Annotated in this window: 14 protein-coding genes and 2 pseudogenes; 13 read left to right on the plus strand and 3 right to left on the minus strand. The window is 34.5% G+C overall.

Annotation, left to right across the window (positions count from 1 at the left end; translation table 11 throughout):
• The first annotated feature begins 230 nt into the window (after positions 1-230).
• The 9 genes and pseudogenes from ACQKOF_RS17085 to ACQKOF_RS17125 all read left to right on the plus strand — a co-directional run.
• Positions 231-1,178: a bile acid:sodium symporter family protein gene (locus ACQKOF_RS17085; protein ID WP_427559456.1), complete on the plus strand. Its 948-nt coding sequence runs from the start codon at positions 231-233 to the stop codon at positions 1,176-1,178.
• 102 nt (positions 1,179-1,280) lie between these two features.
• Positions 1,281-1,460, plus strand: a complete 180-nt coding sequence (locus tag ACQKOF_RS17090; protein ID WP_427559459.1) for a hypothetical protein — start codon at positions 1,281-1,283, stop codon at positions 1,458-1,460.
• A 197-nt stretch (positions 1,461-1,657) separates the two neighbouring features.
• On the plus strand, positions 1,658-1,813 hold the full coding sequence (locus tag ACQKOF_RS17095) for a hypothetical protein (RefSeq protein ID WP_376071034.1): 156 nt from the start codon (positions 1,658-1,660) through the stop codon (positions 1,811-1,813).
• Between the two features lie 198 nt (positions 1,814-2,011).
• A complete protein-coding gene (locus tag ACQKOF_RS17100) occupies positions 2,012-2,926 on the plus strand; it encodes a metal ABC transporter solute-binding protein, Zn/Mn family (RefSeq protein ID WP_427559461.1) in 915 nt (304 codons plus the stop codon).
• A 9-nt stretch (positions 2,927-2,935) separates the two neighbouring features.
• Entirely contained in the window at positions 2,936-3,664 is a 729-nt protein-coding gene (locus ACQKOF_RS17105) for a metal ABC transporter ATP-binding protein (RefSeq protein WP_427559465.1), read from the plus strand.
• A gap of 11 nt (positions 3,665-3,675) precedes the next feature.
• Positions 3,676-4,548 carry a metal ABC transporter permease gene (locus ACQKOF_RS17110; RefSeq protein ID WP_427559467.1) on the plus strand — a complete coding sequence of 291 codons (873 nt, stop codon included), beginning with the start codon at positions 3,676-3,678 and terminating at the stop codon, positions 4,546-4,548.
• Entirely contained in the window at positions 4,545-5,414 is an 870-nt protein-coding gene (locus ACQKOF_RS17115) for a metal ABC transporter permease (RefSeq protein ID WP_427559470.1), read from the plus strand. Before ACQKOF_RS17110 ends, ACQKOF_RS17115 begins: the two co-directional genes overlap by 4 nt.
• A gap of 621 nt (positions 5,415-6,035) precedes the next feature.
• Positions 6,036-7,223, plus strand: coding sequence for an MFS transporter (locus tag ACQKOF_RS17120; RefSeq protein ID WP_427559473.1), 1,188 nt, complete (start codon positions 6,036-6,038; stop codon positions 7,221-7,223).
• 201 nt (positions 7,224-7,424) lie between these two features.
• Positions 7,425-7,586: pseudogene (locus ACQKOF_RS17125) on the plus strand (ArsR family transcriptional regulator); the annotation flags it as partial.
• A gap of 32 nt (positions 7,587-7,618) precedes the next feature.
• Here ACQKOF_RS17125 and ACQKOF_RS17130 read toward each other — a convergent pair.
• Positions 7,619-7,774 (minus strand): hypothetical protein, encoded by a 156-nt coding sequence (locus ACQKOF_RS17130; RefSeq protein WP_427559476.1) that lies wholly within the window; start codon positions 7,772-7,774, stop codon positions 7,619-7,621.
• Between the two features lie 272 nt (positions 7,775-8,046).
• On the opposite strand from ACQKOF_RS17130, the gene ACQKOF_RS17135 reads away from it, so the two are divergent.
• The 3 genes from ACQKOF_RS17135 (at position 8,047) to ACQKOF_RS17145 (ending at position 12,685) form a co-directional block, all read left to right on the plus strand.
• A complete protein-coding gene (locus ACQKOF_RS17135) occupies positions 8,047-9,042 on the plus strand; it encodes a hypothetical protein (protein WP_427559478.1) in 996 nt (331 codons plus the stop codon).
• A 1,204-nt stretch (positions 9,043-10,246) separates the two neighbouring features.
• Positions 10,247-11,542 (plus strand): methyl-accepting chemotaxis protein, encoded by a 1,296-nt coding sequence (locus tag ACQKOF_RS17140; protein WP_427559495.1) that lies wholly within the window; start codon positions 10,247-10,249, stop codon positions 11,540-11,542.
• Positions 11,543-12,370: 828 nt separating this feature from the next.
• On the plus strand, positions 12,371-12,685 hold the full coding sequence (locus ACQKOF_RS17145; RefSeq protein ID WP_427559481.1) for a hypothetical protein: 315 nt from the start codon (positions 12,371-12,373) through the stop codon (positions 12,683-12,685).
• Between the two features lie 266 nt (positions 12,686-12,951).
• Here the strand turns inward: ACQKOF_RS17145 and blaOXA are convergent, their stop codons facing one another.
• Positions 12,952-13,764, minus strand: a complete 813-nt coding sequence (gene blaOXA, locus ACQKOF_RS17150) for a class D beta-lactamase (RefSeq protein WP_427559484.1) — start codon at positions 13,762-13,764, stop codon at positions 12,952-12,954.
• A 138-nt stretch (positions 13,765-13,902) separates the two neighbouring features.
• A pseudogene (locus ACQKOF_RS17155) lies at positions 13,903-16,072 on the minus strand (peptidoglycan D,D-transpeptidase FtsI family protein).
• A gap of 199 nt (positions 16,073-16,271) precedes the next feature.
• On the opposite strand from ACQKOF_RS17155, the gene ACQKOF_RS17160 reads away from it, so the two are divergent.
• Positions 16,272-17,156 (plus strand): LysR family transcriptional regulator, encoded by an 885-nt coding sequence (locus ACQKOF_RS17160; RefSeq protein WP_427559487.1) that lies wholly within the window; start codon positions 16,272-16,274, stop codon positions 17,154-17,156.
• Positions 17,157-18,004: the final 848 nt, after the last annotated feature.

Genomic DNA, 18,004 nt, shown 5'->3' on the forward strand with positions numbered 1-18,004 from the left:
GTAAGCTGACGCTTCGCTTTCGCACAGACAAAACACGTTGTTGCTGCCACTACGTTAGCACTGCGCTTTCGCATAAAAAACATCTGCTGCTGCCGCTACGCTTTCGCGCAAAAAACATCTGCAGGCCTAAACACAAAGCCGATTCCGGACGCAATTATGCCGAGGCATAATTGATTTTACTATAAAGAGGCTGGAGAAAATTGTTCTTTTAAGAAAGAAGGAAAAAAGAGATGTTGAATAGTTTAAATAAATACCTCCAAAAATGGATGCCTATTTTAACGCCGCTTAGCTTAGTTGTTGGTGTATTGTTTGAGAACGTAGGGCATCAGCTATTATTTTTAGTGCCGTGGCTGTTTGCTTTTATGACATTTGCAGGTAGTTTAAGCATGAATTTTGAAGGAATAAAAAGTCTTAAAAAATACCCAACAGTTATATTAGTTGTTATCGCATTTTTACACCTACTCATGCCAATTTGGGCTTATTTTGTATCAAACTTCATCTTTAATGATCATCTACTAACAATTGGATTTGTTTTAGCAGTCGCTGTGCCAACAGGAGTAACGAGCTTTATTTGGGTCAGTATTTGTAGGGGGCATCTCGCATTATGTCTTGCAATTATTTTAATCGATACACTCATTTCGCCCATTGTTATTCCTGCATTACTTCATATTGTTGTAGGGCAAACGATCGAAATTGATACTGTTGGTCTCATTCTAGATTTACTTTGGATGATTGTTGTGCCTTCTCTTATAGGTGTAGCATTAAATGAGTTTACTAAAGGTAAAATTGAGCTGACACTAGGAAAGAAATTAGCCCCTTTTTCAAAACTTAGCTTATTTAGTATTGTAATGATAAATAGTAGTGCAATTGTCCCGTATATTAAAAATATTAACGTGGAGCTTGTTAGTGTTATTTTGGTCGTATTTATACTAGCTGTATCAGGGTATGCTTTTTGTTTAGTATTAGGGCATATACTTTGGAAGGATATAAGTATTATTACAATGTTCGTTTTTACAGGAGGGATGCGCAATATTGCTGTAGGGGTTGTTATAGCGACTACATACTTTCCTGCAAAAACAGTTATGCCTGTAGTGTTTGGCATGCTATTTCAGCAAGTTCTAGCGTCATTCTTTAACCGAGTAATGGAAAAGTATCAGCTGAAATATGCAGAAGGTTAAATATGTTCGCGATTTTTTGATGGAAGTGAATATTTTTTAAAGACTTATTGTGCTGCTGCTATCGATTGTTATTAAAACGCTACATCAATTGTGGTGGTGAAGTTGTTACAAAAAGAAGGAGAGGCACTAAAAATTTTGATGCAATATCATCAAGTGAAAACAGCACAATATGAGGTATCCATTAGACAACCTTCAGAATATGATGAAGATAAGCAATATCCAAGTTATTTATATGTAGGAAGGGAGGAGATTTTGCATATTAAAAATTATACAAAAATATAAATTTGAGAGTAAACAGCAGCATTTTTTATACTAGAAATGCTGCTGTTTTGTGCTATAGGAAGATTTTGAATGCTGATTTTCCTCATAAAATAGATATTTTTCTAAGAGAGATATGCAAAAGAGTTGAAATTTTTTAAGTTTAAGCTTATATTTTCCTTAAGGAAAGAAAATGTCATTTAGGAAAGAAGAGTGTGTGAATGAAAGAGTTAGATGATTTGAAGTTGACAATTCTTCCGTTAATTATTTTGCTGATTCTTATACTTTTGTGGAAACTGACTGAGTCAGTTGGGGCAGGGATGATGGTAATTATTTTCTGGATAGGCTGGCGCCGCCTTGTAAGAAAATTAATATAAATTAAGGCTGTGTTATTATTAAATAAATTTTGACAAGAGCCATTTGAGCGGGCATAACAAACAGAAGATTCCTAATAAGAGGTTACGAGGAACCGGTCGTTATTGCCCGCGCAAAAAATGCCCTTTTGTCGAGTACTGATATTAAAATCAACAAAAAACCATGCCTTAAATATAAAGAGAAAGAAGAGGTATTTAAACATGAAACATTTTATTGGTGTACTTGTTTTATCATTATCACTCTTGTTAATCGGTTGTTCTGCCGAAACAGGGGGAGAAAAGGAAGGAGTAGTTGTCGCAACAACTGGGCAAATTGCGGATGCCATTAAAGAAATTAGTGGCGATCATTTAAAGGTAACAGCCTTAATGGGGCCGGGAGTAGACCCCCATTTATACAAAGCTACACAAAGTGATTTAACGAAATTGGATAAAGCAGAGGTTATTTTTTATAACGGTTTACATTTAGAGGGACAAATGCTTGATATTTTTGAGCAAATGTCCAAAAACAAAACAGTGCTCGCCGTTGGAGAAAAGTTAGATAAAAAAGATCTACTTGCTAGTGATGATGAAGCTATGCTACATGATCCGCATATTTGGTTTGATATTGAGCTTTGGAAAGGGGTTGTTCATGCAATCGGAGACAAGCTTCAGGAAGAATACCCGCAATTTAAAGAGGATTTTGCAGCAAACGAAGAAGCTTACTTGAAAAAGCTAGATGAGTTACAAACATATGCGAAGGACAGAGTAAATGAAATCCCAGAAAAACAGCGTATTTTAGTAACTGCTCATGATGCATTCAATTATTTTGGTAGAAGCCAAGGTTTTGAAGTGCGTGGCTTACAGGGACTAAGTACAGATTCCGAATATGGTGTGAAAGATGTACAGGAAATGGTGAATTTTTTAGCAGCAAATAATATTAAAGCTATTTTTATAGAATCGAGCGTCTCTGATAAAGCAATGCAAGCTGTGATTGAAGGAGCGAAAGAAAAAGGTCATGACATAGTGATTGGCGGGGAGCTATTCTCGGATGCTATGGGTGCAGAGGGAACAAAAGAAGGTACATATATGGGTATGTATCAACATAACATCGACACAATCGTCGATGCATTGAAGTAGGTGAGAAATATGAATGCATTAACAGTTGAAAATTTATCTGTTGCATATGATAAGAAAATAGTATTAGAAAACGCATGTGTAACGGTTCCTACGGGCCATCTCTCAGCAATTATAGGTCCAAATGGGGCTGGGAAATCTACTTTTTTAAAGGCCATTTTAAATCAATTACCGAATAAAATAGGGGAAGTTAAAATTCTTGGAAAAGCCTTTGAACCAAAAAGCTTAGTAGTTGGGTATGTTCCTCAGCGCAATGCTGTTGATTGGGATTTTCCTACAAATGCCTTTGACATTGTTTTGATGGGGCGCTACGGACATACTGGATTATTTAAAAGACCGTCTAAAAAGGATAAAGTTATAGCACAACAAGCTCTTGCAAGTGTAGGCATGCAAGACTTTGCAGAACGTTCTATCGGTCAATTATCAGGAGGGCAGCAGCAACGGGTATTCTTAGCAAGAGCCCTAGCCCAAAATGCGGATATTTATTTCTTAGATGAACCTTTTGCTGGAGTGGATGCTGCTACAGAAAAAACAATAATCAATATTTTAAAAGACTTGAAAGCGAAAGGAAAAAGTATTTTTGTCGTCCATCATGACTTACAAACAGTAAAAGAATATTTTGATTATACAATTCTTTTAAATAAAACAATTTTAGCATCAGGCCCAACAGAAGATGTTTTTACACCAGAGCAATTACAAAAAACATACGGTGGTAAACTATTCATGATGCAAAACGCCTAAGGAGGGTGAATATGTTAAGTGGTAACTTACTGTGGGTATTAGTCGGTACGATGTTACTCGGGATCGCGGCTGGCATAACTGGCACCTTCTCCTTCTTACAAAAGCAAAGTTTAGTAGGCGACGCAGCGGCACATGCTGCATTACCAGGGATCGCTCTTGCCTTTCTATTAACGGGACAAAAGGAATTACCTATATTAATGTTTGGGGCAGGGATCACATCGGCTTTGTCCGTTTATTGCATACAATGGATTGTCTCTTTTTCGAAATTGAAAGCAGATGCAGCAATTGGATTGGTCTTGACTGTGTTTTTCGGGATAGGTGTTGTATTTTTAACAGTTGTCAACCGTAGCCCATTCGGCAATCAAAGCGGTCTTAACCATTTTATTTTTGGGAAAGCAGCGACGATGACGAAAGCTGATTTAATGTGGTTGTTTATAAGTGCGACGATTATTATTTTAGTAAGTCTGCTTCTTTATAAAGAATGGAAGCTCCTAATCTTTGACCCTGTTTATGCTAAAGGAATTGGCATACCAATTGAAGCTTTAAAAGCTACACTAACGGTTTTAATTGTTATGACCATTGTAACAGGGATTCAGGCAGTGGGTGTTATTTTGATGTCGGCCTTACTAATCATCCCAGCTGCAAGTGCTAAATTATGGACAAGTAAATTGAGCTCAATGCTCGTGCTTAGTGCAGCAATCGGTGGTATTTCTGGTCTTATTGGAACCTTTATTAGTTCAATTCGAACTGGATTATCGACAGGTCCAATTATTGTCTTAGTAGCAGCTGCAATATTCTTTATTTCCTATTTTATTAGTCCGGATGGACAAATTAATAAATATCGTAGGAAAATGCAGTTTCGAAAGCAAGGTGAGCTAGGATGATTGAGTTTTGGGTTGTTTTTACAGGCATTTTAGTAGGGGTTACATGCGGAATTGCTGGGGTTTTTCTAATTTTACGTAGAATGTCGATGATTGCAGATGCGATTAGTCATACAGTATTATTTGGTATCGTCATGGCTTATATTATTACTCAAACATTAAATGGCTTTTGGATGTTAATTGGTGCGGCATGCGCAGGAATTCTAACGGCCTACCTTGTGCAATTACTAAATTCCTCTGGCATTCAGGAGGACGCTGCCATTGGCGTTGTCTTCACGTCCTTGTTTGCTGCAGGTGTTCTACTCATCACATTATTTGCTGGTAATGTACATTTAGATGTTGAGCATGTATTGATGGGTGAAATTGCATTTGTACCATGGGATAGATGGACATTACTGTCAATCACAATGCCAAAGGCCGTATGGATGCTATTGTTTGTACTGATAGTTAACATTGGGTTCCTTCTATTATTCTTTAAGGAAATGAAGTTAACAACCTTTGACCCAGTTTATGCTGCTTCCATCGGTTTACCAGTAATTTTTCTACATTATGGCTTTATGACAACCATTTCCTTTACAACCGTTGCTGCATTTGATAGTGTCGGCGCGATTTTAGTTGTCGCTATGTTAATAGGACCAGCTGCCACCTCCTATTTAATAAGCAAAACGATTAAACAAATGTTTATGTATAGTATGCTTTTTGGGGCTTCAGCATCGGTAATAGGCTATTATTTAGCGAAGCTTTGGGATACGTCCATTGCAGGGATGATGGCAACAACCGTGGGTTTAATATTTATCATTGTATTAGTAGGTCAAAAAATCGCTGAGCGCCGAAGAAAATCGCTCGTTAGTAAATTAGAAGCTATGTAAAGATGAAATATCGTTTGATCATGTATTAAATGATGTCAGCTTGTCGACAAAAGAATAAATATAAATTAGTGTGTATCAGTAAATAGTTGTTTTTCACTCCGAGTGACGCTTTCCGCGGGCTTGGCTTCAATCTCCACATCAACAGTAAGAGTCGACAAGCTGAAACCAAAATTATATGATGGCTATGCTTTACACTATATAAAACTAGCCTTATCACATAAACTTCTGAAGGAAAATGTGACAGTATCGACGCTCCTCACAAAATGCTAAATGGTAGATTTGCTGATTAAAATTATCATAAAGTTTTATACAAAAAAAGTAACGTTTATCTACAGTCTGACATCGTTTGATAATAGAATCAAACGATGTTTTTTGTCATATGCCTGTTGATTATTTCAAACTTTTGCCTGATTTTTACTTTCTACAAAAATAGTATACTGTTTAAAGCAATTCGAAAAGGCAAGAAAACATTAATGAAAGGTCTAAACTGAATACATATTTATAGAGTAGAAAATATTTTTTAACATTCATGAAAATACAATTATTGTAAAATGTCTCTGTACGAATATTTGTAATTTTGTTACTATGTAATGATTACTAAATGAAACAAAGGAGATACGCATGTGGCATAATCGGAATGTATGGATTATTTTACTAGGTGAATTTGTCGTAGGTCTTGGCTTGTGGGCTGGGATTATAGGGAATTTAGCTTTTATGCAAGAGGTCGTTCCCTCTGACTTTCACAAATCATTAATTATTTCTTGCGGTATATTGGCTGGTTTAATAGTAGGTCCGTTAGCTGGGCGTATTATTGACAAGGCGAAGAAAAAAACAGTTGTACAGTGGGCTAGTGTAGGGCGAATTATAAGTGTTTTATTTATGTTTATGGCACTTTATACAAATTCAGTTATTTGGATGATTCTTTTTTTAATAACGTTGCAAATAGCAGCCGCTTTTTATATGCCTGCTCTACAATCTATTATTCCAATGATTGTTAAGGATAAGGATTTAATTACATTAAATGCTTGGCAAATGAATGCTCGAACGATTTCTAGGATTATTGGTACTGCTGCAGCGGGATTTATGCTAAGTTTCTTTGAGCTGAAATGGTTATACATCATTTCATTTATTGTCTATATTATGATGTTTGTTATTACGAACTTCCTACAATTAAATGAAATGGCAAATCACTCGTCAGCAACTAATGAAAAGGGCGACTTTAAAGCAGTGTTACCGATGGTGAAGGAGCATCCTATTGTTTTAATGACACTTGTCTTAATGTTAATTCCAACATTATTTTTAGGTTCCTTTAATTTAGTGATTATGAAAATTTCTGAGATTCATCATTCAACGACAATATCAGGATTATTATATACAGTTGAGGGCATAGGTTTTATGCTAGGTGCAGCTGGTTTGAAATTGATTACAGAACGGGTGAAAATTGGAACACTGCTCTTTACATTAGCATTTATCATCGGTTCGATGGAACTAATGCTACTATTATCGGACATTAAATTCTTTACGTTAGTGGCTTTTGGAGTTTTTGGTTTTTCAGTAGGTTGTTTTTTCCCGACGACAATGGTGATTTTTCAGAAGCAAGTGCCAAAAGATTTTCATGGGCGATTTTTCTCATTCCGTAATATGATTGATTCTGTCATCTTTCAGGTCGTCTTATTGTCAACAGGCATGATGCTAGATTTAGTTGGTTTAAGTGGATTGGGACTTGTTTTTGGTGTTATTAGCTTAAGTTTAACCATCACTTTTTTACTATATTCAAAGAAAAAGAATGTTGTTATGCATGCTCATTAAATATAAACAAAAAAGAACTGTCAAATCTGTAAACTGTTTTGACAGTTTTCCCTTTTTAATTAAGTTTTTATCTACGTTTTTTCGTGGTGATCCTAATAAGAACTTATACTAAAGGAGCTGAAAGGTAATTAACAAAGATCATTCTTATGGTAAGAATTCAACTGTTCAATTAATCAATTGAGTAGTTTGGGGGTTTTTTATATGCTTAATGAACGAAATTTAAAGGATTTGTTATTTCGAGAATTTGGAAGAATGGGGAAAAGTTTATCAAGCCCTAAAAGGTTGGAAATTCTTGATCTTTTATCACAAGGTCCAAAGTCTGTGGATACTTTGGCAAATTTGGGAGAGTCGTCGTTTAGTAACCATAAAAAAAGACCGCAAATCAACGTTTGAGGTCATTTGTACTTATTCTTTAGGGGAACATTTTCATCTTCATCACGAAAATATGAAACTTGCTCAATTATTAAGCGTAATATGTCATTGATTTGGCTATATGAAAGGTCGTCTCCATCTAATAATCGGATAACATCATCTGACGACCATCTCCGCATTATTTTCTCCTTCGTTATCATTCCTCCTGATTCTTTTAATTCCGCAATCTTTTAGAGCCATGGTCTCTTAATGTCGTAAATATTTAGTGCTGCACCTTTCTCTATAATTTTTAAATATATGCGACATTTATTTAGAAAAAATTTGTAATATTTAATGATTTATTGACAAAATATTGAATAAATGCATAAAATAAGATTTGAGTCTATTAATTTTATTGCTTGTGATTTGAAGTAATATTAATAGTCTACAATATAAAAGGAGGTATTTTTTTTTGAAAAAAATATTTTTATTTACATTTTTATCATTATTCACTTTTTATGGAAATTCATATGCTGCAGAGATGGAAAAAAATCTTCCACAAGAATTTTTTGATGAACATATGAAAATAGTCATTACTGAAAAATTAAAAGACCAAGGAGTTGACTACGATCCTACATTAGAAATTAATGAGGTTGAAACTTTACTTTTAAAACAATCTAAGACAAATTGGAAAAATAAAGAGGCGTTAGATACAATCGATACATTAAAAGATTTGGACTATATTTATTTAAGTGATGATGGAAAAGTTTATAGTTCAAAACGTGGTTATCTAGGTGAAGCAGAAAAAACTGAACCAACTGAACCGGATACTAACATTACTCTAAACTCAAACGATATTGCTCCTTTAAGTATGAGTAATCCAACTGTTTCTGAAATATTTGGAGGATCTACTGGAGCATTTGAGAGAAGACAACTTAATTTCTCTGGATTTGACGGAATAATTAGTAATTTAACACTGCCAACTATTAAAAATGTGACTAATGGAGAACAGCCTTGGGTTTATTATGGTTTTGATTCTTCACAGGGGGGCATTGAAGGCGGTTATTCTTATCAAACAGGGACAAAACGATGGTTACCATATATTAGAAATTCTAAGTTTAATTATGAAGTTGATAATACAGCTTATCATAAATACGATGGGAATATTGTGAAAAATTTTAAATTTTACGTAAAAAAACAAACTGGTGCCACTTATTTTACTGCCTATTTCATTGATGGAGCTAATACTGTTTTATTTGCTTCAACTCCTTTTACTAGTGCAAGCGCATTATCAGTTAAAAGAAATACGACTATAGGGAAAGATAATTTTAATGGAACAAATATTTATACTCAATCTTTAAATCAAAAATGGGATAATGTCCAGGTATCAAAGTATGATTCTGATTACTATTATCCTTGGTCCAATTATCCAGAGTATAGTGAATGGAAAATGGTATGGTACGATTGATAGTATAAGTACTTATATAAAGAGATCTTCTGGTTATACCTCAATTTATAAATAGAAGAGGTGTTTATAGCAATTCAAATTTAATACTATCATCTCTATTAACTCATAATGTGAAGCGGTGGAAACATTAATACATGCTTTCTCAGCTAATATTTTTTGTGTTAACAAATTTTTCTAAATTGGAAAATCCCGTTCAGTAGAGGTGCAAAGCAGAAGAAAAAAGAGGCTGGGACAAAAGTATTTTAGCTAAAGTAAAACCCGAACAAATTGGCAAAACACTCATACGGTGTTTTGCCAATTTGTTCGGGTTTTCTAAATATAGTGCTTATTTTATTTGAAAGTAATTCGGCTTTCACGAAGAGCTAATTAGTTAAGTCCCAGCCTCCTAAAGTTTTTCTATTCCCTGCGATAGTTGGTATTGTACATGTATTAATAGGCATGAATCTTTTTTCAACTATTTTGGCTGAACCTTTTTTCCGCATTTGGCTTCTTCCAAAATTCAGATGAAAAAACCTTTATTCTCTTTATATAAATAGTTCTTCTAAACAAATGACCAGGCGCTCATTAAAAGATGAGTACCTGGTTTTATTTTAATAACACCTTGTAATTTTAGAGTTATTGTGTTTTTAAAAGATTCTTTTACTCTTCACAGCTAATCTAAGATTTTTTTGATGTTAATTTAATGAATTATAGCAACTTTAATTGAGTATGCGCATAGCTAGAGAGGATTAGCAATGACGCATGTTTTTTAATAAAATATGCAATTGGATGTAGAATAATATAGTGAGTATTTGGATACAGATCAACAAAATATATAGTGCTAAAGTAAATGAGGTAGCCATTATAAGGTATATAGTGCATCTAAATAATATAACATTTTTCGAGTGCTTTTTAACTATTTTGTCGGTTATAATGAGAAAAACACGAAACATGATTCTAGTTTCATAATTAATGATTCTTGAATTAGTCGTGAGATTTATGCACTATCGAGGGGGAACTAAGAATGTTTTTAAAAAAAGAACGGAACATATCAATTGGCGATCTTATTAGATTGAGTGAGGCTCAATTGCAATTGGCTAAACAGGGTCAATTTGATTATGAGTATACATTAGCCTCAACAAATGAGGAATTACAACAGTTAGTACATAATTTAAATCAAGTAAATAGGCTTCGGCAAGAATCTGAAGATCAATTGCAGAAAAAAATGGGTAATGTATTGAAAAGTAATGAAATTGGTCTTTGGGAATTACAAGTATTGAACGGACGCTTGGATGATCCAAACAATGTTTTTACAGCTTCGACAGAATTAAAAGAGCTCTTAGGATTCGATAGTTATGCTCTTAAAGACAGTTTTCAAGATTTTTTGAAGTTAATTGCAGTGGCGCATCGTTCTGATTTTAAAGAGATGCTAGAGGAGAGTTTAGCGACACAAACTCGATTTAATATGGAGCATTTGGTATGCTTTCGTGACGGTCAAGAGCGCTGGATACGGACTTCAGGAATAGCTTCTCTTCTTGTAGATGATCAGTATCAAATAATAGGTACGGTTATGAATATTCATGATAAAAAAATAAACGCGGAAAAATTACAGGGATATGTAACACGTTATGATTTAATCAATAAAGCTCTAGTAGAAGCGCCATGGGATATGATTGTAGATCAAGGTGATCCATTAAATCCACAGAATTCCTTTTGGTGGAGTGAACAATTTCGAAGAACATTAGGTTTCAAGGATGAACACGATTTTCCAAATATTATGAGCTCTTGGAGTGATCGCTTGCATCCAGAGGATAAGCAGCTTGCATTAGATGCGTTTAGTGCACATTTATTAGATTTTTCTGGGCGTACGCCATTTAAAGTAGATTATCGCCTTCAGTTAAAATCAGGTGAATATCGCTGGTTTCATGCAAGCGGTACAACGCTTCGTGATAGTGAGGGAGCTCCTTTGCGAGTGGCAGGAACGATTCGAGATATTACACATGAAAAAATGAAAGAGCAAAATGTGCAAGAAACGATGACACGTATGGAGGAGTTATCAGCTTCTATTAATGAAATGGTTGTAGGCATTAATTCTATTACAATGCAAGCACAGGAACTGGCGAACACACAGGAAAAAACAACAGGAGCTGCCAATGATGCGAAAGGGTTAGCAGATGAAACACAGCTTATATCAAATTTTATTCGAGAGATAGCAGATCAGACAAATTTACTAGGGTTAAATGCCGCAATAGAAGCCGCACGTGCCGGAGAACAAGGAAAAGGTTTTGGTGTAGTAGCTGAAGAGGTAAGAAAATTAGCAGTTAATTCGGCTGAGGCAACAGGTAATATTGAATCAAGTTTAATGCAAATAAAGGTTTCCATTGATACAATTATTGACTATATGGATAAAATTAGTGAGCTTGCGCAAATGCAGGCGGCTCTTACAGAACAATTGAATGCCTCAGCAGATGAAATTGGTACAATGTCACAGGATTTGGTGGAATTTTCAAAGCAACAATAAAATTCAATGGTTTACGATATAATTTACATTTCACTAGCTAAGCGGACGCCAATGTTAAAGACAATAAAATTATTTAAAATAATAAAGTTGTTTAATTCTTATTAGACTAACGGTGCAGTTAGTTGAATAAGGGAATGGTATAATTTGGATATTGTGAAAAGAAAGAGTATTTCACTAGTCGATTATTTAACGTCAAGTGACAATAAAAAAACTTTCAATGTAAAGATGTAAAGCTTAAATAGGGGAATTTTCCATTAAAATAACCAGGAGCTCATAAAATTTTATATGAGTACCTGGTTTTATTTAATAACAATGAGTTTTAAAAAGATTCTTTTGTTGGCGTTCGGTAGCCCGAAAGAAGTAATCAAAAGAATCTTTTTTACAGGCGAAGGTTCCGAAAAGCTTATACTTGATTAGAAAAAACAAAGCTGCTTTAATTTCCTCAATTGTATAGTAGAGGACAACACAGTACCGATTTATTACTTGTTGGAATTGTAGGAGTAAAATAACCGCTATAAATGCTCGGAGTTATGTGAAAATCAGTTTAGTCAATGAGCAAAATATAGCGGTTGAAGGTTCTTACAGTTTAAGTATGTTGATATCAAATTTAATTATACGTAAGGAGGAAATACAATTGACTTATTTTGAATATATGGAGAAAGTAACTATTCTTTATGTAGGGATAATGTTCTAGTGCCTTTCAACAATTGGTTAGAGTATCAAAATACACAAAAATAATCCAAAAAATGTTCAGTATAGTATTAGCTCGATTTCCAATACTAAACCTGTATTAAAATAATATTTAATTAAGGAAGGAAGCTGTTATTAATGAGATTTCTAACGTGGGGTGTAATTGGAGCTGTTATTTTGGGAGTAGCTAGAGGATTTCAAAATGGTACTCTTCAACAGTTCACAAAAAATATTTCGAATAAATTAAATCTACAGAATGCTCAACAAATGATGCAGCCAATACAACAAATGGCACAACCATTGCAGCAAATGTCTCAGCCTTTACAACAGATGAACCAATCTTCACAACAGTCGAAGCAACCTCAACAACAAGCAAACCAATCTTCACAACAAATGAATCAATCATTACAAAATACCGCCATTAATTCTTCAACTGGTAATTCATCAAAATAATAATGTTTACAAATAAACAATTGCTATGAATGGGAGAAGTCTGATGGAAAAAGTTTATTCATCAGAATGTATCATAGCAATTGTCTCTACATATTTTTTAGTATTCACTCTAAAATTTGATGGCTTTCGGTACTCCGAAAGTGTGAATCAATGAAGATAAAATAAAAATGGTTTTTTACTTCTAATCATCGAGGTGTTTTCTATAGGTAGTTAAAGAGAATTTCAAAATTATTTGAAATTCTCTTTTTTTATCTTATTTAGCTTATTTACTTTGTAATCATATTATATTGCTTTAAAATCTCTACAGTTATGTTCTTTGCAACAGTTCCAGAATCATTAAGATTTGTAACAAAAACATAAGGATGATTTTCAACGACGATAAAGCCAACAAACCACCCTAGGCCCATGTCTGTAATTCTAGTTCCCGTTTTTCCATAAAGAATGTAATGATCGCCTTCTTCTTGAATCATCATGCGTTTAACGGTCTTCATAACAGGTTTATCAAATGGAAGGTCTTCTTTATAAAGTTTTTCCATAAAGTCGGCTTCTTCCAACGGTGTTATTTTCAATGAACTTTGTAACCAAAAGTGATCAATTCCTGCGCTAATATCTTCATTCCCGTAGGAGATTTTATGCAACCATTCATTCATACGCTTTTCACCAATATCTCGAGCCATTGCTTGATAATACCAAACTACAGAATCACGCATAGCAGATCCAAGAGTATGGTCATGGTTCCATGAGATAATTTCGTTTTCCTTACCATCCCATTTTTTGATATCATATTCATCTTTCACAACGCCTAATTGTAACCCAATTAATGCATTAGGAACTTTAAAGGTAGATTGGGGTGTTAGTTTTTCTTTTGCTCTCTGCTCATTATAGATATAAGTTTCCTCTGTTGTTAAATCTCGCAAAATAAAGGTCCCTTCGTGGTCTTTAAAGAAAGTATCAGCCTGGACTTGATTAACGTTAACGTCACTTTGGATGTTAGGATTGTTAGACTCTGGTTGAGCTGAACAACCTACAATACTTAAGGTCAATAATAAGGTAACTACATAATAGAATATTTTTTTCATTGTATATTTCCTTTCACGCTCTTGCGAAATTATCATTAAAACATCATTTATTTGACCGAATTGATTTTTCATACTTTTGTGGGAAATCAAAGACTTTCCGCGAACAATACTTTGAAACTGTAATAAAATCGTTAGGCTTTATCGGTTTCTATCTTGTTCTTCTTCACCAATTCTGTCATTAGTGATAGCTGGTAAAATTGGTTGCTTCACATCACTATCAGTTACTTTCTCATTCTTATATTTTTCCTTTAATTCAAAATATTTATCCAATGCTTTCCTAGCAATGACATTATTATTAGTTAAATGCGTATTTGTGTTTGTCGTGGCCCACGGAATAACAACAGCGTAGGCAATTTCAGGATTTTCATAAGGCGCATAGCCAACATGAGTAAGGGTAGTTGATTCTGTACCATAATATTCTGTTAATGGGCCATAATATATTGACTGAGCTGTTCCTGTTTTCCCTGCAGCTGTAAATGGCGCATTTGCAAATTCCTGTCGAGCTGAACCTTTTGAACCAGTATAAACACGGCGTAAACCTTGTTTTACATAATCGATTTCATCTGCAGTATTTTCAATCCGATTTAAAATAGCAGGTCCAACTTCTGTAACTAGTTGACCAAGCTGCTGTCCATCTTTTGATGGATTACGTACCTCTTTGACAACATGTGGCTGAATGCGATAGCCGTCATTTGCTATTGTCGAAATATACTGCAGCAATTGTAAAGGTGTATACGTATCATATTGCCCAATCGCTAAGTCGAGTGTTTTACCACCCATCGTTGGATCAGATGGACCTTGTACGCCACTAAATTCGTTTGGTAAATCTATACCTGTTTTTACACCTAGGCCAAACTGGGCATAATGATTACGCATTTTTGGGAATGTGTTCTCATTTAAACGGAGAGGCATCCCATAGCTATATGGCGTTCCATTAATAAGCATCGCTGTTTTAAACATATATACGTTAGAGGACCTTTCAAGAGCAGTTAAACCATCCATCGTAATAGAGCCATTTCTGTTGAAAATAGAAGATTTAGGTTTGGTTTGCATTAAATGAATTGGTTCATCTACAAATACAGTACTAGGTGTAATGACTCCTAAGTTATAACCTGTAAGTAAAGTTGCCATACGAATAATCGACAACTTCATTTTTTCCCGTTTCAGGATTTTTTTCGATTTTCTTACCAACCATTGATAAAATATCGCCTGTATTCGGGTCCATCATTACTAAAAAGGCACGATCCAATAAATATGAGCCAGGATGTGCTTTTAATTTCAGCAATTCTTCCTCTACAATTTTTTCTGTTGCAGCCGTTAACTCACTATCTAGTGTTAAGACTAAATCTTTACCAGGTTCACCTTTATAACTCGTTATGGTATCGACAACTTGTCCTTTTTTATTCGTAATATTTTTAACAACTGTTTTTTGCCCTTGCAACAGTTCTTCATATTGCGCTTCAATATAACTTTCACCAACACGGTCATTTCGTGAATAGTCACGAGCTAAATAGTAATTTAGCTTTTCTTTTGGAATCCCTTTTGTTGGTGTTGTTGTGCGCCCCAAAATAGCCAGTGATGATAATTTCACACGTTTCCAGTCAGTCGTTGTGTTAACACCAGGTAATTCAGTTAAACGCTCAGAGACACGTGCAAATTCGTCAGCAGATACATTTTCACTTTTAATAATTTGTGGTGATAAACTATGGCCTGATGCCATTTCTCGATAGATTGCTAATACTTCTAAGTCGGCATCCGTCAATTGTGTTAGTTCTTCATGCGTAATTCTTTCACGGACAAGCTTATCAATCTGTGCGCTGATTTGACTTGTCGTACTATTTTCTTGCTCTCTAATTTTCTTTTCCTCTGCCTTTGACACCTTTGCATAGGCTTCGTCATGATTTTTTAAAATCCAAAAATCCTGCTTATCACGTAAAGTGATACGGTTTGTTGATTGCTCAATCAATTGCGCAAGCTTTCCGGCAATTTCTAGCATTTCCTCCGTTGTAGTCGTCTGCATTTTCGTATAAGTAATAGCATTTTCCGGTTGGTTATCCACTAGAATACGCCCATATCGATCATACATTCGTCCCCTTGGCACACTTGTATTGACAGCTACTTCCTCTTTGCGCTCTAAAGTACGTACATAATCTTCACCTTTTACGATTTGCATATAGCCAATCCTAAAAATTAACAGCGAAAATATGATAAATATAGCAAAGAAAAGGACATTCATGCGAAATGTTAAATTAGAGTGTTGTTTTGCTTTAACACTCGCCGCGCGATTTTTCTCCGGTTCTTTGCGCAGATATATTCTCCTCCTTATCGAATTAGAATTACTTAAATCTAATTGCATTACAGGGATAAAAGTTATTTTTACGTTGATCAACAATCCCCTAGATTAATAGAAGAGCTCTTCTGAAACAAAGTTTACTTCATAAATATTAATTTGTATAATAGATAAAAATGAGTTTCGTTATCACATATACCGATAAGGAGAACAATCTATGAACTTAAAAGAACTTATTACTTTTCAATCAATAATTTCGCAAGGCGGTTTTAATAAGGCTGCTTCTCACCTTCACTTTGCTCAATCAACAGTTACTTCACATATTCAACGACTCGAAAAAGACCTAGGTATTCAAATTTTTGAGAGTGGAAAAAGTAATCAATTAACGAGAGCAGGTGCTTTATTTGCGCAAGAAATAAACCAATTAATTAAGCATTGGGAATATGTAAAGGGACAGGTAAAGTTCTATGATTCAGAGGAATATGGAGTGATCAATATAGGCTTAGTTGAACCTTTGGCGAGTAGGTATTTCCCAAATGCTTTAAAAAAATTCAAAATCCAAAAGCCTAATGTAACCTGTAATATTTTTGTAGGGAATACAGTTTATTTAGCAAATTTACTACTAGGGGATGATCTTGATTTTGCATTTTGTTCACTTCCTGAAGATGGTATAAATTTCACATTTTCTCCCATTTATGAAGAGAAAATTGTTGCAGTGCTTCCAACTAACCATCCTCTTTGTGTGTATGAAAAAGTTTCACTTGATAAGTTTAAAGGATACACACTTTTAAAGGGTGGGGATGGATGTCCTTATAGAAGAAGAATTGAATCGGCTATTATGGGGTTAATAAGCAACCCCGATTTCATAACTATTAATAATATATCTATTGTTCCTTACTATGTATCAGAAAACATAGGAATTGGGATTATGCCTTTATCACTTGTACCACCTTCAATCCCTAACATTACAATAAGAGAACTTGATGTTGAAAATGACCTAATTCCCATTGGTATCTTAAGTACCAATACTATACCAGACTTATCATTTACAAAAAAAATGCTTTGTGATTTTTTAATAGAAGAAATCAAAATTTCTGAATAACAACTAAAATGACGGATCTTGGTGTTCTAACTTTGACGATTTTTTTAGAGGAAAAGGTCATGCTCGCAAAGTGGTGCGTTCTTTCTGCAAATACGCCTATGAGCACGGATACGGACCACAGTATAGTAGGTACCAGCTTGATAACGAGGCTTCTAAATTTTTAGCCAAAGTAGCTAGTTTGACGCTGGGGATGCGATTTCCCCTGACTGTACTGTCGGAGAGTCCGAGTAGGATAGGAACACATAGAAAATAATAAAAAGTTGATTTAAAAAGAGTGACGGGTTTACATTTGCTACGTCCACTCTTTCAATTAAAAACTAGACCGATTTTTTCTATGCTAAGAAAAAATCGGTTTTTAATTATGGAAATCTAAATCCTGATCTATACGAATAACAAGAAAATCATTTGTTTCCACTGTAGTAGAGTATAGCAAGCATTTTGTGCAAACGTCATAGATAAAATATTAGATGTGAGATAAGAATTCTTAATAAATAAAAGAGAGCATTCTTTAAAAGGGGAATGCTTTTTCTTTATAAAAGATTCTTTTGTTGGCGTTTGGTACACCGAGTGCTGGCAGACATAAACTTAACTCAACAGGCAAGAGACTACCTAAAAGTGCCACAGCAGAAGATTTTTTTCATTTTTAAAATGGTTACGAAACAACAACACTTGGAAATGTTTCGGAGTAACCAACGGCTTTAAGGGGATGTTTCAAAGTGAAAATGAAACCCATTTCCTACAGTCATTTTAATGATATGATGATTTGTCAAATTAAGTGCAACAATTGCTCATTAAAAGCCTCGTTTGCAGTTTTCCAACCAAGACATTTTCTTGGTCGGTTGTTGATA

This window comes from Lysinibacillus sp. NPDC093190 (assembly GCF_050280425.1).
Classification (GTDB): Bacteria; Bacillota; Bacilli; order Bacillales_A; family Planococcaceae; genus Lysinibacillus.

Excerpts from the sequence above, each read along its gene's own strand:
- ACQKOF_RS17085 (WP_427559456.1), top strand. The coding sequence starts at position 231 with ATGTTGAATAGTTTAAATAAATACCTCCAAAAATGGATGCCTATTTTA.
- ACQKOF_RS17095 (WP_376071034.1), top strand. The coding sequence starts at position 1,658 with ATGAAAGAGTTAGATGATTTGAAGTTGACAATTCTTCCGTTAATTATT.
- ACQKOF_RS17100 (WP_427559461.1), top strand. The coding sequence starts at position 2,012 with ATGAAACATTTTATTGGTGTACTTGTTTTATCATTATCACTCTTGTTA.
- ACQKOF_RS17105 (WP_427559465.1), top strand. The coding sequence starts at position 2,936 with ATGAATGCATTAACAGTTGAAAATTTATCTGTTGCATATGATAAGAAA.
- ACQKOF_RS17110 (WP_427559467.1), top strand. The coding sequence starts at position 3,676 with ATGTTAAGTGGTAACTTACTGTGGGTATTAGTCGGTACGATGTTACTC.
- ACQKOF_RS17115 (WP_427559470.1), top strand. The coding sequence starts at position 4,545 with ATGATTGAGTTTTGGGTTGTTTTTACAGGCATTTTAGTAGGGGTTACA.
- ACQKOF_RS17120 (WP_427559473.1), top strand. The coding sequence starts at position 6,036 with ATGTGGCATAATCGGAATGTATGGATTATTTTACTAGGTGAATTTGTC.
- ACQKOF_RS17130 (WP_427559476.1), bottom strand. The coding sequence starts at position 7,774 with ATGCGGAGATGGTCGTCAGATGATGTTATCCGATTATTAGATGGAGAC.
- ACQKOF_RS17140 (WP_427559495.1), top strand. The coding sequence starts at position 10,247 with ATGGGTAATGTATTGAAAAGTAATGAAATTGGTCTTTGGGAATTACAA.
- ACQKOF_RS17145 (WP_427559481.1), top strand. The coding sequence starts at position 12,371 with ATGAGATTTCTAACGTGGGGTGTAATTGGAGCTGTTATTTTGGGAGTA.
- blaOXA (WP_427559484.1), bottom strand. The coding sequence starts at position 13,764 with ATGAAAAAAATATTCTATTATGTAGTTACCTTATTATTGACCTTAAGT.
- ACQKOF_RS17160 (WP_427559487.1), top strand. The coding sequence starts at position 16,272 with ATGAACTTAAAAGAACTTATTACTTTTCAATCAATAATTTCGCAAGGC.